Source organism: Longimycelium tulufanense (assembly GCF_014645795.1).
Lineage (GTDB): Bacteria > Actinomycetota > Actinomycetes > Mycobacteriales > Pseudonocardiaceae > Longimycelium > Longimycelium tulufanense.
In genome coordinates, this window is sequence record NZ_BMMK01000015.1 from 143,063 (window position 1) to 159,475 (window position 16,413).

General features: G+C 67.1%; 13 protein-coding genes. 9 read left to right on the plus strand and 4 right to left on the minus strand.

What is annotated here, in order from left to right:
• The first annotated feature begins 5 nt into the window (after positions 1–5).
• The 7 genes from IEY55_RS16875 to IEY55_RS16905 are packed head-to-tail and all read left to right on the plus strand — an operon-like array spanning position 6 to position 6,664.
• A complete protein-coding gene (locus tag IEY55_RS16875) occupies positions 6–1,049 on the plus strand; it encodes an MCE family protein (RefSeq protein WP_189058959.1) in 1,044 nt (347 codons plus the stop codon).
• On the plus strand, positions 1,046–2,053 hold the full coding sequence (locus IEY55_RS16880) for an MCE family protein (protein WP_189058913.1): 1,008 nt from the start codon (positions 1,046–1,048) through the stop codon (positions 2,051–2,053). The genes IEY55_RS16875 and IEY55_RS16880 overlap by 4 nt, the downstream gene beginning before the upstream one ends.
• Positions 2,050–3,195, plus strand: coding sequence for an MCE family protein (locus tag IEY55_RS16885; RefSeq protein ID WP_189058915.1), 1,146 nt, complete (start codon positions 2,050–2,052; stop codon positions 3,193–3,195). Before IEY55_RS16880 ends, IEY55_RS16885 begins: the two co-directional genes overlap by 4 nt.
• Before the next feature lies 1 nt (position 3,196).
• Complete coding sequence (locus IEY55_RS16890; RefSeq protein ID WP_189058917.1) at positions 3,197–4,264, plus strand: MCE family protein; 1,068 nt, start codon at positions 3,197–3,199, stop codon at positions 4,262–4,264.
• Complete coding sequence (locus IEY55_RS16895; RefSeq protein ID WP_189058919.1) at positions 4,264–5,475, plus strand: MCE family protein; 1,212 nt, start codon at positions 4,264–4,266, stop codon at positions 5,473–5,475. Before IEY55_RS16890 ends, IEY55_RS16895 begins: the two co-directional genes overlap by 1 nt.
• A complete protein-coding gene (locus IEY55_RS16900; protein WP_189058920.1) occupies positions 5,475–5,993 on the plus strand; it encodes an Rv1363c family protein in 519 nt (172 codons plus the stop codon). The genes IEY55_RS16895 and IEY55_RS16900 overlap by 1 nt, the downstream gene beginning before the upstream one ends.
• The gene (locus IEY55_RS16905) at positions 5,990–6,664 is read left to right on the plus strand and encodes a hypothetical protein (protein WP_189058922.1); all 675 of its coding nucleotides are present in this window, start codon (positions 5,990–5,992) and stop codon (positions 6,662–6,664) included. The genes IEY55_RS16900 and IEY55_RS16905 overlap by 4 nt, the downstream gene beginning before the upstream one ends.
• A gap of 62 nt (positions 6,665–6,726) precedes the next feature.
• Here IEY55_RS16905 and IEY55_RS16910 read toward each other — a convergent pair whose 3' ends face one another.
• Positions 6,727–7,353 carry a hypothetical protein gene (locus tag IEY55_RS16910; RefSeq protein ID WP_189058924.1) on the minus strand — a complete coding sequence of 209 codons (627 nt, stop codon included), beginning with the start codon at positions 7,351–7,353 and terminating at the stop codon, positions 6,727–6,729.
• 672 nt (positions 7,354–8,025) lie between these two features.
• On the opposite strand from IEY55_RS16910, the gene IEY55_RS16915 reads away from it, so the two are divergent.
• Entirely contained in the window at positions 8,026–8,844 is an 819-nt protein-coding gene (locus tag IEY55_RS16915; RefSeq protein WP_189058926.1) for a S1 family peptidase, read from the plus strand.
• Between the two features lie 180 nt (positions 8,845–9,024).
• Here IEY55_RS16915 and IEY55_RS16920 read toward each other — a convergent pair whose 3' ends face one another.
• From IEY55_RS16920 to IEY55_RS16930, 3 genes are all read right to left on the minus strand, one after another.
• Positions 9,025–9,228 carry a hypothetical protein gene (locus IEY55_RS16920; protein WP_189058928.1) on the minus strand — a complete coding sequence of 68 codons (204 nt, stop codon included), beginning with the start codon at positions 9,226–9,228 and terminating at the stop codon, positions 9,025–9,027.
• Between the two features lie 63 nt (positions 9,229–9,291).
• On the minus strand, positions 9,292–10,476 hold the full coding sequence (locus tag IEY55_RS16925) for a cytochrome P450 (RefSeq protein ID WP_189058930.1): 1,185 nt from the start codon (positions 10,474–10,476) through the stop codon (positions 9,292–9,294).
• Positions 10,473–11,207: a cyclodityrosine synthase gene (locus IEY55_RS16930; RefSeq protein WP_189058932.1), complete on the minus strand. Its 735-nt coding sequence runs from the start codon at positions 11,205–11,207 to the stop codon at positions 10,473–10,475. The genes IEY55_RS16925 and IEY55_RS16930 overlap by 4 nt, the downstream gene beginning before the upstream one ends.
• 1,341 nt (positions 11,208–12,548) lie before the next feature.
• On the opposite strand from IEY55_RS16930, the gene IEY55_RS16935 reads away from it, so the two are divergent.
• Positions 12,549–16,413, plus strand: a 3,865-nt coding sequence (locus tag IEY55_RS16935) for a beta-ketoacyl synthase N-terminal-like domain-containing protein (RefSeq protein ID WP_229686466.1), incomplete at its 3' end; no start/stop codon positions are given.

A 16,413-nucleotide genomic window follows, 5' to 3' on the forward strand; every position in this document is an offset into this window, starting at 1 on the left:
GCCGGCTGCGCGGACTTGTTGCTCCGCTGATCAAACTGGGCGTGTTCGCGGTGGTAACGGTGACCTCCACCGCGCTGCTCGCCGTCACCATCGCCAACTCCGATCTACGCGCGGCCAAAACCTACACGGCCAGGTTCACCGATGTGACCTCGCTGTCGGTCGGTGACGACGTACGGGTCGCCGGCGTGCGGGTCGGCCAGGTGGAACGGATCGAGCTGGTCGACCGGCGGGTGGCCCTCGTGGGATTTTCGGTGGACGCCCGCCGCAAGCTACCCACGTCCGTCACGGCGACCATCAAGTACCGCAACATGATCGGCCAGCGGTACATCTCGTTGGAACGCGGCGCCGGAGCGGTCGATTCCATCCTGCGTGCCGGAGCGGAGATCCCGCTGGAGCGCACCAAGCCGGCACTGGACCTGACCATCCTGTTCAATGGCTTCAAGCCGCTGTTCCAGGCACTGTCCCCAGACGACGTGAACACACTGTCCCACGAGATCGTGCAGGTGTTGCAAGGTGAGGGTGGGACCGTGGAAAGCCTGCTGCGGCACACCGCGTCGCTCACCGCCACGTTAGCTGACAAGGACAAGGTGATTGGCGAGGTGATCGGCAACCTGAACCAGGTGCTGGACACCGTCAACGCCAGGGGAGACCAACTGTCCAACCTGATCGCCACGCTGCAGCAGTTCGTGTCCGGGTTCGCCCAGGACCGCAAACCCATTGGGGAGGCCATTGGCGCGCTCGCCGAGCTGACCGTCGCGACCGAAGGACTGCTCGAGGATGGCCGCAAGCCACTCAAGGACAGCATTGCCCAGCTCGGCCGGGTCTCGGCGAACCTCGCGGACAACGAGCAGATCGTGGACAGGGCCCTGCACAACCTGCCGGTGAAGATGAACGACATCGGCCGTACGGTCAACTACGGCTCGTGGATGAACTTCTACCTCTGCGCGGCTACCGCACCACCGGTACCCACCGATTCAGCGCCCGTGCTGCCCATACCTCGCGCCGCGGCCCCACCGGCTCCGAACCTGCCAGCAAGGTGTCGACCATGAAATCCTTCCAGGAGCGAAACCAGGTCGTGATCGGCTCGGTCAGCGTGGTCGTGCTGACCCTGCTCGGCCTCGGTGCGTTCTACGCCGACGATCTGCCGATCATCGGAGGCGGTACGACGTACACCGCGCACTTCGGCGAGTCGGCCGGCCTGCTGGCCAGCACCGAGGTCAGGGCGGCAGGCGTGAAAATCGGCACGGTCACCGACGTCGACCTGGAAGGCGACCACGTCCGGGTGCGGTTCCGAGTCACCGACGCGTGGATCGGCGATCGCAGTACGGTGTCGATCGGAATCAAGACCCTGCTCGGGTCCAAGTACCTCGCGGTGGACCCGCAGGGCAGCGCCCCACAGGACCCGAACACGCCGATCCCGAAGGACCGCACGTCGGCGCCGTACGACATCAACCAGGTCTTCGACCAACTGGCCACCACGGTCAACGAGATCGACACGGGCAAGCTCGCCAACGCGCTGGACGTGCTGGCCGAGACGTTCAAAGACTCGCCCCGGCAAGTGAAGTCCGCACTGGATGGTCTGTCGGCGCTGTCCAAGACGATCTCCTCCCGAGACCAGGAACTGGCCGAACTGTTCGCCAACACCCAGCAGCTCAGCAAGACGTTGGCCGACCGCAACGACCAGGTGGAGCGGCTGCTCGAGGACGGCGGCCTGTTGCTGGACGAGATCCGCAAGCGACGGGACTCGATCAGTGCCTTGTTCTCCGGTACCCGGGCGCTGGCCGCCGAGCTGTCCGGACTGGTGTCGGACAACTCCGCGCAGCTGCGTCCCGCACTGGAGCAGCTGGAGCGGGTCAACACCATCCTGCAACGCAACCAGGACAACCTGACCAAGAGCCTGCGGCTGGCCGGCCCTTACTACCGGCTGCTCGGCAACGCCGCGGGCAATGGCCGATGGATCGACCTGTACCTCTGCGACCTGATCCTGCCACCGGGCGTCGAGGTCCCCACCGGTGACTGCCACCCACCGCCACCCGAGGGAGGGAACCGATGAGCGCGCCACACGACAGCACCACCGGTACCGGGAAAGGACTGTGGGCGCTGACCATGCTCACCGTGCTCGCCCTGGTGCTCGCCGCGGGCACGTGGTGGATCATGAGCCCCCTCGGTGGCAAGCGGATCACCGCCTACTTCTCCTCGGCGGTGGGGCTGTACGTAGGCTCCACGGTCCGGGTGCTCGGCATCCCGATCGGTACGGTCGACGAGGTCACACCCCAGGGCCAGCTGGTGCGGGTGACCATGACGGTGGACGCGTCCCGGCCCATCCCGGCCAACGCCAACGCGGTCGTGGTCGCGCCCAGCCTGGTCAGCGACCGGTTTGTGCAGCTGTCCCCGGTGTACGTGGGCGGCGCCCAGCTCGACGACGGCTCGGTGATCCCGGTGGAACGCACCATCACCCCGGTCGAGCTGGACGAGCTGTACAAGAGCCTGGACCGGTTGTCGGTGGCGCTCGGCCCGGACGGCGCCAACGCCGACGGCGCCGTGTCCAGGATGCTGGACGTGCTCGCCGCCAACATCAAGGGCAACGGCGCCACCGTCAACGAGACCATCAAGCAGTTCGCCGAGTCGTCCAGGACCCTTGCCGGGTCTGCGGACCAGCTGTTCGGCACGGTCGACGGCATCCAGCGGTTCACCACCATGTTGGCCCGCAACGACGCTCACGTGGTGGAGTTCACCAAGCAGTTACGGGACGTGTCGGCGAACCTCGCGGCCGAGCGGACCGAGCTGGCCGGCGCGCTGGCCGAGCTGGCCTCGGCTTTGGAGCAGGTGCGCGGTTTCATCAACGACAACCGGGAAAAGATCAAGTCCAATGTAGACAAGCTGATCGGCATCACCGAGATACTGGTGGACCAGCGGGCGTCCCTGGCCGAGGCGCTGGACGTGGCGCCGAACGCGGTTACCAACCTGATGAACGCGATCAACCCCGCGACCGGTGCCCTGGAGTCCCGGGCCAACCTGCTCGAATGGTTCCCGGGCTCGATGGTCGCCTGCAACCTGCCGACGTCGGGTACCGCGGTCACCTCACTCACCCAGGGCTGCCGGGAACTGCGGCCGGCCGCGGGTGCGGCCGAGGGCGGACCTTCGTTGCCACTGCCGGCCGTCGGCACCACGTACTCCTCGGCGGAGGGGCGCTGACATGAGCGTTCGACTGCTGGAACGCGGCCTCGTCGGGATGTGCTTGCTGGTGCTGACTGCCTGCGGCGCAGGTGGGTTCAATGGCGTCTATACCGTTCCCTTGCCCGGCGGCGCGGACCTCGGCGACCATCCGTACCGGGTGCGGGTGCAGTTCGACAACGTGCTGGACCTGGTCCCGCAGGCCGGGGTGAAGGTCAACGACGTCCCGGTCGGCAAAGTGGAACGGATCGACGTCGCTGAGGACGGCTGGACCGCCGAGGTGGTCCTGATCGTGCGCGGTGACGTGGTGCTGCCTGCGAACGCGTCGGCGAGTGTCCGCCAGTTCAGCTTGCTCGGCGAGAAGTTCGTGGAGCTCGGTGCGCCGCGTGGTGAACCGGGTGTCGGCAGGTTGACCGACAACGCGGTGATCCCACGGGAACGCAGCAACCGCAACGCGGAGATCGAAGAGGTCTTCGGCGCGTTGTCCCTGCTGCTCAACGGCGGCGGCGTGGGACAGTTCCAGCAGATCGCCCGCGAGGTGAACAACGCGTTGGCCGGCAACGAACAGGGCCTGCGCGCGTTGCTGGCCAACACCGACACGTTCATCCGTGAGCTCGACACGCACCGTGGTGAGATCACCAGGGCGCTGGACAGCCTGAACCGGTTGTCAGCCACCGTGGCCGGCCAGCGCGGCCAGATCGACGGGATTCTCGGCCAGCTCGGCCCCGGTATCGCGGTGCTGGCCGAGCAACGCAAGGACCTGGTCGCCCTGCTGCGGTCGCTGGACGCGCTGGCCGACGTGGCGGTGACCACGGTCAACAAGTCCAAGGACGACATTGTCGCGGACCTCAAGGCGCTCGCACCGGTCCTGCGCAACCTCGCCGATGCGGGCAAGAAACTGCCCGAGTCGTTCGAGCTGCTGCTGACCTACCCGTTCACCGACTATGCGGCGGCCACCGCGGTCAAAGGGGACTATGTGAACCTTTTCATCGACCTGCTGCCACCCAGGACCGAGGCACCGGGGCCGGATGGTCCGGCGATGCCGCTGCCGCCCATGGATGCACCGGTCATCCAGCGAGGTGACGGCTGATGCTGACCCGCAAGATCAAGATCCAGGTCATCGTGTTCGTGGTGATCGCTCTGCTCGGCATGACCTACGTCGGCGCCAGCTATGCCGGGCTGGACCGGCTCGTCGGCGGCAGTGGCATCGTGGTGAAGGCCGAGATGCCCGAGGCCGGCGGCCTGTTCACCAACTCCGAGGTGACTTACCGTGGCGTGCGGGTTGGCCGGGTCGGGCCGATGCGGCTGACCGACACGGGCATCGAGGCGGACCTGTACCTGGACCACTCGGCCCCGGACATACCGGTCCACCTGGACGCGGTAGTCACCAACCGGTCCGCGGTCGGCGAGCAGTACCTCGACCTGAGACCTCGACGCGACGACGGGCCGTACCTCACCGACGGGTCGGTGATACCCCGATCCGCGATCGACCTGCCACCGCCTGTCGAAGACGTTCTGACCAATTTGGACAAGCTGGTGGCTTCGGTGCCGCAGGACTCGCTGCGTACCGTGATCCACGAACTGGACGAGTCGTTCCGTGGCCGGGGCACCGATCTGCAGACGCTGCTGGACACCCAGGCCGCCTTCACCGCCAAGGCAACCGAGTACCTTCCGCAGACCAAGAACCTGATCACCGACGCGGGCGTGGTCCTGCTGTCCCAGAGCAACCAGTCGTCGGCGATCCGGTCGTTCAGCACCGACGCCCGGTTGCTCGCCGACCAGCTCAAGCGATCCGACAGCGACCTGCGCCGGCTGTTCGCCGCGACACCGCCGGTGTCCGAACAGGTCAGTGCCCTGTTGCGGGAGTCGGGTCAGGGGATCGGCCTGCTGCTGGCGAATCTGCGCACCCCGGCCCAGGTGTTCGAGACCAGGCTCGGCGCGGCGGAACATCTGCTCAGCGCCTACCCGCGCGCGATCAGTGCGGGTTACCGGGTGATCGGATCGGACGGGACGGGCAACTTCGTCATGGTGCTGAACTTCAGCAACCCGCCACCGTGCCGTTCCGGGTACGAGAGCACGGAGAACCGGGATGGGAAGAACGTCGAAACCGTGCCGCTGAACACCCTTGTCCGGTGCGCGTTACCGCGTGGCCACGAAACCTCGGTACGCGGATCGCAGAACGCGCCCAAAGGTGGCCCGGTTCCCAACCCTGTGCTGCCCGGGGTATTGGCGTTGACGGCGCCGGAATCCGACCCGCCTTCCCTACATCAGCTCCTTGGACTCAAGGGAGGTGACCGGTGATGTCCCAGCTGACCCGGCGTAGGACGGGGTTGGTGTTCGCGGTGGTCCTCGTGATCGGCGCAGCTGCCTTCGCGGGCTGGTTCGGCTGGTCGTGGACACGAGCCTCGGCGGACGCGGACAACTACGTCGAGACCAGGGAGGAGGTGCTGCGCGTGGGGGAGCAGGGCATCGCCAACCTCACCACCATGGACCACCGCGCCGTCGACGAGGGGCTGAACCGCTGGCTGTCGTCGTCCACCGGCGCCTTGCGGGACAGCCTTGTCCAGGGCATGGACGAAAGCAGGAAACAGATCGCCGAGGGGAAGACGGTCACCGTGGGCAAGGTGGTGGACGCCGCGGTGACCGAATTGGAAGTGGCCAGCGGCATCGCCCGGGTGATCGCGGCCGTGGAGATCACCGTGACGCCCGACGGCGGCCGGCCAGTGGTGAAGCGCAACCGCTTCGAGGCCGGGCTGGACCGTACCGAGGCGGGGTGGCGGCTGAGTTCCCTGCGCGCCGTTGTGGTAGGTGAGTCATGACCATCAAACCGGCCAAACGGCGCAGGACCCCCGTCCGCCGTCCCCGGGTCGCCGGTCGGAACCGACCCACTGCGCGCGCCAACGGACGCCGCGAGGTCACCGACCCCGTGCCCGAACCCGCGTCGCAACCCGAGGTTGACGAGGAAGTCGCGGTCGAGGCCGAGGAATCGACACCGCGTCGCCCCGGTGCGGCCGTGGTGCTGATCCTGGTGGCCGCGGTGCTTGCCGGGCTCGGAGTGTTCTTCATGGTCGAGGCGCGGTCCGCGGAGACAGTTGGCAATGTCGCGCTGCTTGACACCAGGGCGACCACCGAGGTCAACGGGCAAGTCAAGAACGCGCTGGAGCGGATCTTCTCGTTCAGCTACGACAACGTCGACGCCACCGGCAACGCGGCCAGGCAGGTGCTCGCCGGGACGGCGGTGGGCGAGTACGAGAAGCTGATCGACCAGGTGAAGGCGGAGGCACCGGCCCAGAAGCTGGTGCTGTCCACCAAGGTGACCACGGCCGGGGTGCGGATGCTGGACGGCGATCGGGCCCAGCTACTGGTCTTCCTGGACCAGGTGGCCACGAGGGTGGACACGGACAAGACCAGCGGCAGCGCGGCGGCGTTGACCGTCAAGGCCGAGCGGCAGGACGATATCTGGAAGATCAACGAACTCGTCCCGCGCTGAACCGTACTCGTGAGTGTCTTGTCCGAACATTGTCCGACAAGACACTCACGAGTGGGCACGGCTCAGTCCCACCTGATGGCGAGGGTCAACGAAATAGTGTTACTCGGACCGGGGATGAGACAGTTCAGAACAGGAGTGGAAGACCCGCAGCCGGAGAAATCGGGAATCGTATATGTGCCGAGCAGGTCACCGCCTTCGATCGGGTTGAAGCCGGGTGCTGACTTGAGATGGATTTCGGCCGGCCTTTCCGTCCTGCAGTTGTTCCCGACGAACAGCGGGAACCCAACCGCGTGGACGTCGCTGAGCTTGATCGCAACGTTCGCGTCCGCCTCGACAACGCCGTCGGTGATGGTCCCGACAATCGGGCCCTGCTGGATCATCGTGACCGTGGCCGTGGTCGGGAAGAGCCCGAAGATCTTGAAGCTTCCGCTGGCCGGAGGCAGCTGCATGTCCGCGGTGAACCGGCCGGTCGCGCCCTCCAGGTCGACTACGAGCTTGCCGGGCCCGAGCGCCAGGGTCGCGTCCAACTTCTCGATCGTGGAGCTGCCCTTGACCACGTCGTAGCGGAAAACGGGCTCGGCGGACGCGATTCCGGCGCCGATGCCCGCGGCGGCGAGGCAGACGATCGCCCCGATGGCGGCCAGCCGTGCCGCCCCGATCCTCGACGAATGCCTCCAACGTCTCAACATGCTCAACCTCCGCTATTGCCTTGGTGCGACAATGGAAAAGAGTGCCGGATCGATAATCGTGTTTTTCGACCCCGGTCAGCCTACTGGCCAGCACGTTACCGTTCCTGTGGTGGCGCTACAAGAGTGCGACTGGTAGATTGCTCGGTTTGACGCAGGGCCCATCCGGAATTGTCATCCCGGTGACTGTGGATAGCATGGAATTTGTTCGAACCATGAGTCGTCATGGCGAGTGGTGGCGGAATGGTGAGCAGTTCCGCGACCGCGGCGTGCCGGAGGAGAAGCCAACGGACTCGAGCTGCTCAACAGCCTCGGCCGGACCTGGGTCGGCGAGGTCCGGGGGCGGTGGCAACGTTGACGTGGAGGCCGACGACACACCCAGCCATCCCCGTCCAACAAGTGACCCGTGAATGGTCGGGTCGCTAGCACCACCCCCCCTCCTACGACAGCGTCGGTGAGTTCCCCAATCGTCGTCAGACGGTGGGCGAGGATGCTGCGAGCATGAGATGCAGGTGGGGGTGTGGCGTGGTCAGCTGTCCCTTTCGGACATAACTACAGTACAGCTTCGTAATGAGTGGGGGCTACGACGGAACACCCCGTCCGCCGGTACCACCCCGCTGCGCGTGGTGCCTAGCGTCCGTTTCGGGAGTTCCACGATGAAACGGAGAACGACCGATGTACACCCGCTCGCTGCTCATTGGCATCGTCACCGCCGCCACCGCTCTGCTCGGTGGCCCCGCCGCCCCCACTGCCGCCAGCACGGAAAGGCTGCAACGTGCCGAGACGAACCAGTCCGCCCGCCAAGACCCGCTGAGAGACGTCTACCGGTCCGTCGTCTCCCTGCAACGGGCAGGAAGGCATTACTGCGGCGGCGTGCTCATCACCCCGTCCTGGGTTGTCGCATCCAGAGCCTGCGTTCAGGGTGTTTCCCCACAGATGATCCACGTCCGGGTTGGCTCCAACCGCACCAAGGGCGGCGTTCTGACGGCGGTAACCCGCATCGTGCCGCAGCCAGGTCGCGGCGACATCGCGCTGATCGAACTCGCTCGAGCTGTGCCGCGTACACGTGTCACGGTTGCTGCAGAATCCCCGCCACCCGACACCGACACGTTGCTTGTCGCGTGGGGTTACTGTCAGCGTGACGATTGCGACTCCCTCCGCCATCTCCCAGCCACGGTTGTGTCGGACGAACGGTGTAGCGAGGGGGCGATCGAAGGGCAGACCGAGATCTGCACGAGACCACACGTCGTTCGGGTGCCCAATCTGCCCTGCTACGGAGACGTAGGTACACCACAGGTCATCAAGATTGGACACCGGTGGGAACTGATTGGCGTCCTCAGCCGTCCCGTTGATACGAGGGGTTGTGGCATCACGAATGTGATCTACACTGACCTACCCGCTCACCGAGGGTGGATCGAGCGGCACACCGGCCCGTTGGCGCAACTTCTTTCGCCCGTACTTCGCGACATACCGACACACCGGCCCGCTGCCTGACCCTCGGCGACTTCCTCCAGGGCCGCGTCCACGCGACGCTCGCTGCGCTCCCGCAGAGCCCGGGCGCGAGGCCGAGCGAGCTGAACCGGGCCGTCCGCTCGCTCCAGGCCCAAGTCGAGAGTGCAGAGGTGGGATGCAGAGGCGGAACTGGATCTGGCAGAAGAACGCGAACAGCCCACCTCACGACTGTTCGCGATCAGCCGTGACATGGCCACCTGGCCGGATCACCTCCAACTCGAACACCAAGGCGGGTACGTCCACCTCGACCTCGATCAGCTCACCGTCGTCCAAGACACCGAGTTGGAGCCGGCGGTACCCCGCCCGCTCATCCTCGACCCGCCAACGCAGGTCTGGTTCCGTTCGAAAGTGAACCAGCGCCGTCATGGAGCTGAGGATCATGCACCGCGCCCGATCGCGGCAGGCCCCGAACTGCGAACCGATGTCGCGCTACCAGAGCACGGGCAGTCGCTCGGGAGTCCGCTTCATGAACCGAGTGCGCCACACGAGCTGATCCATCGGTACCGCGATGTCGAGACCCGGCATGTATTTCAGCAGCACGTCTAACGCGATCTCAGCGTGTTTGCGTCCGAGCGCGCTGGCCGGACAGTAGTGCTTACCGCCGCCAAACGAGAAGTGAGAGGAATTGTTCGGCCGATGCAGGTCGACCTTTTCGGGCTCTGCGAAGACGTTCGGGTCGAAGTTGGCTCCCTCCACCGACACGAGCACGAGCTCGCCCCTCTTGACCAGCACATCGCCGAGCCGGATGTCGTCGGTCGCGATCCGAGGGAGGGCGTCACCGATGGACAGGTTGATCCGCAGCAGTTCCTCGACACCGTCGGGAATGAGGTCGCGGTCATCGACGAGACGATCCCGCAAGTCCTTGTGCTGGATGAGTGAAACCAGTGCCATGGTAAGGAATCCTGATGTCGAGATCACCCCGGCGCCGAACAGCGTGACGCCGACCGTGGCGAGCATGTCGTCGGTGAGGTGCACATAGTCCAGATCACCGCGTAGCGCGGCAAGATCGGCCATGAGACCGGTCGTGGTCGGATCGTCGAGACGTTTCGTCATGTACGTGATGTCCCGGTCCCAGTTCAGCTTGGCCGCAGGGATGGGTTCGGCGGAGTTCATGAACGCGATATGCAGGCTGCGCATCAACTTCGGCGCGTCCTGTTGTGGGATGCCGAGGATGTGGCAGTGTAGCGCAGCCGAGTACGGCTCGGCGAAGTCGTTGCGCAGGTCGGCGGGAGCGCCTTCGGCGGTGACGCTCCTCACGAGCGTCTCCGCGGTGGTGCGCATGAACTCTTCGAGACCAGGCGCCTTGGGGTTGAGCGCCTTCATCACGGCTTTGCGTAGTCCCGCGTGGGTGATGTTGCCCATATTGTTGACAACCTCGGGCGGGATGGTCAGCGCGTACTGGCGGGGAACGCCGGGGGTGGATGTCTCCTTCAGTGAAAACCGACTGTCGTGCAGAACCTTATTGCACAGCGCGTGGGACGAGACCAGCCAGGCCTCGTCACCCGCGATCGTGCGCACCTTGCGGACGGGTGTGGTGTCGCGCAGCATGGTGACCTCATCGGGGAGCCGGTCGCCGCGCGCGGAGAAAGGAAAATCGAGAACGTCGGCACTCATGCGTTGTCTCCGATGGGCGTGACGATGGCGTGGCCTTGATTGCGGGAGGCACGAAGGCCAGAACCTCGCGCGTAGAGGAGTTCGGCCATGGGCAGCAGTTGGTGGTAGCAGTTCAGCGATGACGGGACGCCCAAGATCGCCGGCGTATCGAGAAACAACGGAGCCTCCGCGCAGATGTAGTCCAAGCACACCCGCTTCTGGTGTGTGGTGGGCGCCTTCCCCTCGAGCAACTTGGTGGAAAGGAACCGTTCCACCAACGTCTCGCAGACCACGCGGAACTTCTCGTCGACTTCCAGTCGGCGGATCAGGTCCCCGCGCAGTGCGAGATAGGCTTGGTTGCTCTCGAACGCGGAAATCGGATGCGCGAAAACGCGCCGTCGTCTGGGATCGACCTCCACGACGGTTCGGGTGACCTTGGCGCGCACGCCACGCAAGTTCTTCGCTGCCTTGCGGCGGGCGTCGATCTCGGTATAGCCGAGCGCCTGGTACATGTCGGCGACGCGGACGTCGGTGTAGATGAAGTCCACGCGGTCAAAATGTGCCAGTCCCCAGCGGGCGAGATCGTGGATCCGACGTGCGGAGAAGTAGCTGTTGCCGGGAGAAACGCCGATGACTGCGTGGTCACGGTCGGCGTAGATGACGTGACAATGGGGGGTGTACGGACGGATGCGGAATCCTTCCCGCGTAATGATTTCGGTCGGCGTTGACGTTGAGACAGCTGCTGTCGTCACGAAACGCTGTACCCTCCATGCCGCTAGTCCCTATGGACCTCGTGCCCATGGTGTGGCGGCACCGCATGCGAAACTAGCGACTGTCCAACAGAGAGTCAACGCGTGATCTCACGCAGTAAGTTTCACCCGGTGGGTGTGATCGAATCGTTGTGATGCGTTCGGTTGGGCTGGACTGAAAAGACTACCGATCTCGAACCGGTGGGCTAACGACCTCATGCGCGGTCAGCGCCGTAGTCTGGGATGGTTTTGGTGTGACTCGTGTCGGTGTGCTCCGGGAGCGTCGGGTGACGTGCCCGTAGCCGGAAGTCCACGGATCGACGGGCTGAGCGCCACCGGTTCATCTCCTTCATCTTCGGCAAGCCCCGCACCAACGCCATGAAGGCCCTGGTCATCACCGACGTGCACGGGTGATTGCTGTTCTGTGGAGCCCTGTGTCGCGGCGACACACCCGCATCACCCAATCCCGCCGGTCCGGTCTGGTCGATTCGGCCAGGTCATCACCCCCACCGTAAGGCACCGCAAGAAGTGGTTGGCATGCATTCCCGGCATCGCGGAACTGCATGCCGCGCCACGGAAAGCACACGCACCAAGGCGGATCCGGGTCGAGCACGCTGTCGCCTACCTGACGAACTGGCGAGCACTGACTCGCCACCACGGCCGACGTGACATCCTGCCCGACTGTCCGCGCCGTCGCCGGCCTACTCTGCGATCATTGACACCCCCCACCGCCGACGGCAGCCGATCGAAGCACTCCCCGTACGCCGCACCATGTGGATCCGCCACTAAGCGGCCAGACACGTCGCCTCATCAACTATGCACGAGGTCGTTGGTCGTGCCGGCCGGCACCCAGCCGTCGGCCAGCCCGCGGTCGTAGCGCCTGTGAATCTGGTGCGATCGGCCATCGCCGGAAAAAATGATCCCGTCCTCCGGCTTGGCGCGCGCCCAGATCAGCAGACCCCGTCCGAGTCCGCTCGACCACCACACCGCGCAAATGCGGCAGGAGCATCCAACCAAACGATCACGGCGCGAATATGATCACAAATATCCGATGGGCACCTGGACCCAGCTTCCATCCAGTTGGTCATTCGACTTTGGAGGGGCGCCATATTCACCGGTCCGTGTGGTCTTACGTCCTTGTGTATCGACCACTGGCGTGTCAGCCACGTGTCGGCAAAAAGATCAAGGTAGTAGTTGGACAGTAGTCAGCAGTTTGAAAGGTGGCGCGGCGCAGTAGCCCATCGTCCGCACCGCCGGTCAATGAATCAACAATTGGACGACATGTCGGGGGCGTCGGTGATAGCTGACACAGCGAATCCGGCTGAGGCGGGGGACGGTCCGGTCGTGCCGACACGAGATCAGGTCGTCGGGGTGACACCGTTCGGGCGGCCGGCCGCGCGGCTGACGGTGGCCGTGGCCCGCGCCGGGGGGCTCGGCGTCCTGGACCTGGGTCGCGACCGCGAGCGGGCGCTGGCCGCCCTGGACGAGGTCACCGGATGGTGGGGCGGTCCGTTCGGAGTCCGCGTCCCGGCCGGTTGTGATGTGCGGCCCGAGGAGCTCCCGCCCGCCGTCGACACCATCCTGGTCGATGCCCCCGCGTTCGCCACGGCGTTGCCGTATGGGCGGGGCCGAAGGCTGTGGGCGGAGGTCGTCGACCTGGCAGAGGCGTACGCGGCGCTGCGGCAGGGTGCACACGGCCTGATTGCCCGGGGCTGCGAGGCCGGCGGCCGGGTGGGTGAGCTCACCACGTTCGTCCTGTTGCAGCAGCTGTTGTCGGACCGCCGGCTGCGTGTGCCGGTGTGGGCGGCCGGCGGTATCGGTCTGCACACCGCCGCCGCCGCAATCGTGGGGGGTGCCGCGGGGGTGGTGCTGGACGCCCAGCTCGCGCTGGTCCGGGAGACGGACCTGCCGGCTGAGCTCGGTGCCGCGCTGGAGGCGATGGACGGTCGTGAGACCCGCCTGGTGGCGGGGCACCGCGTCTATACCCGGCCCGACCTGCCCAGGTTCGATCCGGCGGAGACCGTCCGCCGGATTGGCGCGGTGGACCTGCGTACCCAGCTGGTGCCCGTGGGACAGGACGGCGCGTTGGCCGGACCGCTCGCGGCCCGCTACCACACCGCGGGAGGCGTGGTCCAGGCCGTGCGGGAGCAGCTCTCCACGCATCTGCTCGCCGCGCTCCGGGCCCAACCGCTCGCCCCCAGGGAACATCTGCCCGGGGTGCCCGCAGCCGATGGTTTGTCCGGTGAAGGGACCCTCCGCGACGCTGGGAACGCCGCCCGTTACCCGGTGATCCAGGGACCGATGACCCGGGTGAGCGATCGGGCCGCATTCGCTGCGGCGGTCGCGCAGGACGGCAGCCTGCCGCTGCTGGCGCTCGCGCTGATGAGCGGTCAGGAGGTGCGGCAACTGCTCGCGGACACCGCCGACCGGCTTGGCGACCGGCCATGGGGTGTCGGTGTGCTCGGGTTCGCCCCGCCCGAGATCCGGGAGGCCCAGCTCGCCGTCGTGCGGGAGTTCCGGCCGCCCTACGCGTTGATCGCCGGCGGCCTCCCCGCGCAGGCTGCCTCGCTCGAGGCGGCCGGAACCAGCACCTACCTACACGTTCCGACACCGGGTCTGTTGGTGCGGTTTCTGCGCAGGGGCGCACGGAAATTCGTCTTCGAAGGGCGGGAATGCGGTGGGCACGTCGGGCCGTTGGCCAGCTTCCCGCTCTGGGAGACACAGCTTGCCGGGTTGCTGGAGTTCACCGAGCATCACCCTGAGGCCGCCACCGAGCTGTCGGTGGCCTTCGCCGGCGGCATCCACGACGCGCGGTCGGCCGCCATGGTCGCCGCGCTCGCGGGTCCGCTGGCCGAACGCGGCGCCGACATCCGGATCCTGATGGGTACCGCCTACCTCTTCACCGACGAGGCGGTCGCGGCCGGAGCGATCCAGCCCGGTTTCCAGCGCGCCGCCGTCCAGTGCGACCGGACCGTCCTGCTGCAGACGTCCCCGGGCCATGCCACCCGTTGCGCGCACAGCCCGTACGTTGACGAGTTCGCCGCCACCCGGCGGGAACTGGAGGAGTCCGGTACGAGCAGGCAGGACATGTGGGTGCGGCTGGAGAAGCTCAACCTCGGCCGCCTGCGGATCGCCAGCAAGGGGCTCCGCCGCCAGGGGGATCGTCTGCTGGCGGTGGACGACGAGGAACAGCGCCGCGAGGGCCTGTTCATGATCGGTCAGGTCGCGGCGCTGCGGTCGGCGACCACGAGCATCGCCAGCCTGCACGAGCAGGTCACCGCCGGGGCCACCCGGTTCCTCGCCGCCCGCGCCGCCCACTTGGGCATCGACCTCGCCCGGACCGGGGTCGCCAACGGGCCCGGCAGGGACACCCGGCCGCTGGACATCGCCATCGTGGGCATCGGCTGCGTCTACCCGTGGGCACGGAACGCCGACGAGTTCTGGGCCAACATCGTCGGTGGCGTCGACGCCGTGACCGAGGTGCCCGCCGAGCGCTGGGATCCGGAGGTCTACTACGACCCTGCCGGCGTGCCGGGAGAGAAGACCCCGTCCAAGTGGGGCGGGTTCCTGCCGGACGTGCCGTTCGACGCGTTGGCGTACGGCATCCCGCCGAACTCGCTCGGCAGTATCGAGCCGATCCAGTTGCTGGCCCTGGATGTCGCCTCCCGGGCGCTGGCCGACGCCGGCTACGCCGACCGGCCGTTCGACCGCTCCCGCACCGCGGTCTTCTTCGGCGCCGAGGCCGGGACCGACCTCAGCGCCGCCTACAGCACCCGGGCCCTGCTGCCCCAGTACTTCGGTGCGGTGCCCGCAGAGCTGGACCAGCGGCTGCCGAGACTCACCGAAGACTCCTTCCCCGGAGTACTCACCAACGTGATCGCCGGGCGAATCGCCAACCGGCTGAACCTCGGCGGCGCCAACTACACGGTGGACGCCGCCTGCGCCGCATCCCTCGCCGCCCTGGACGCGGCGTGCAAGGAGCTCACCGCCGGGACCAGCGACATGGTCCTGTGCGGTGGTGCCGACCTGCACAACAGCATCCACGACTACCTGCTCTTCGCCTCGGTGCACGCGCTCTCGCCCAGCGGTCGGTGCGCCGCCTTCGACGCCGACGGCGACGGGATCACCCTCGGTGAGGGCGTGGCCTGCGTGGTGCTCAAGCGGCTGGCCGATGCGGAGCGGGACGGCGACCGGGTGTACGCGGTCATCAAGTCGGTGGCGGGATCCAGTGACGGCCGCTCCCTCGGACTCACCGCACCCCGGGCGGCGGGCCAACGGCTGGCGTTGGAGCGGGCGTACGGGCTGGCCGGCGTCTCTCCCGCCCAGGTCGGACTCATCGAGGCACACGGCACCGGGACCGCGGTCGGGGACCGTACCGAGCTGACCACCCTGACCGAGACCTTCACCGCCGCGGGCGCCCGGCCGGGCAGCATCGCGCTCGGCTCGGTGAAATCGCAGATCGGCCACACCAAGTGCGCCGCCGGACTGGCTGGGCTGATCAAGACCGCCTACGCCCTGCACACCGGGATCCGGCCCGCCACCCTGCACCTGCGCAAGCCCATCGCCGCCTGGTCTGCGGGCACCAGCCCGTTCAGCTTCGACCGGGCCGCCCGGCCGTGGCCGGTGCCGCCCGGTGAGCGGTTCGCCGGAGTGAGCGCCTTCGGCTTCGGCGGTGCCAACTTCCACGCGGTGCTCGCCGGCTACGACGGCGCCCCGGAGCCGGTCTCCGGGCTTGCCGAGTGGCCCGCCGAGTTGTTCCTCATCCGGGGGACCGACCGTGCGGCCGCACACGCGGAACTGGACCGGATCGGCGACCTGCTCTCGCGGGGCGAGCCACGCCTGCGCGACCTCGCCCGGACGTCCGGCAACGGCCAGGGGCCGGTCCAGGTCGCGATCGTGGCCACCGGTTCCGCCGACCTGGCGGACAAGCTCGCCGCCGCCCGCGAGTTCCGTAGGGCCCCCGGGGTGTTCCCCGCCCTGGACGGTGCGCGCGGGAAGGTCGCGTTCCTGTATCCCGGGCAGGGCAGCCAGCGGCCGGGCATGCTGCGGGAGCTCTTCCTGGCCTTCCCCCGGTTGCAGCGGTTCCTTCGCCTGGCCGGCGGTCGGTATGCCGACGTGATGTTCCCGCCCGCCGCGTTCACCCAGCAGGAGATCCAACAGCAGCGTGCGGCCGTCACCGACACCCGGGCGGCCCAGCCGGCCCTGGGCA